We start from the raw sequence: 421 nt of genomic DNA, 5'->3' as shown, positions 1-421 counted from the left end.
CGCCGCGACCCGGCCGATCACCGCGCAGGATTTCGTGTACGCGGTGAAGCGCTTCCCCGACCCCAACGCCCAGGTCAGCGCCATCACCTACTACAACGCACTGTTCGACGGGTTCAAGGAATACGCCGATGAGTTCGCCAAGGTTCCCACCGGCGATCTGGCCGCGGTCAAGAACTTCATCGATACCCACCAGATCAGTGGACGGAAGGCCCTGGACGACAAGACATTACAACTCACCCTGACCCGGCCGGCCAGTGATGTCCTCGACATCCTCACCCTCAACTTCGTCACCCCGCTGCCCGAGGAAGTGGTGTCGAAGTATTTCGCCGACAGCCTGGAGTTCCGCAAGAACTACGCCTCCAGCGGCCCGTACTTCATCGAGTCCCTCGATCCGGGCAAGCAGCTGACCCTGGCCAAGGTG

Annotated in this window: 1 protein-coding gene; it reads left to right on the top strand. The window is 61.8% G+C overall.

Annotated features, from left to right (window positions below; all coding sequences use genetic code 11):
- Window positions 1-421, top strand: a 421-nt coding sequence (locus RM844_RS33050; protein WP_311671114.1) for an ABC transporter substrate-binding protein, incomplete at both ends; no start/stop codon positions are given.

The sequence above is a fragment of the Streptomyces chisholmiae genome (assembly GCF_031845445.1).
Taxonomy (GTDB): domain Bacteria; phylum Actinomycetota; class Actinomycetes; order Streptomycetales; family Streptomycetaceae; genus Streptomyces; species Streptomyces chisholmiae.
Note: the sequence above shows the minus strand (reverse complement) of the source record. Positions and strands in the feature narration are given on the sequence as shown.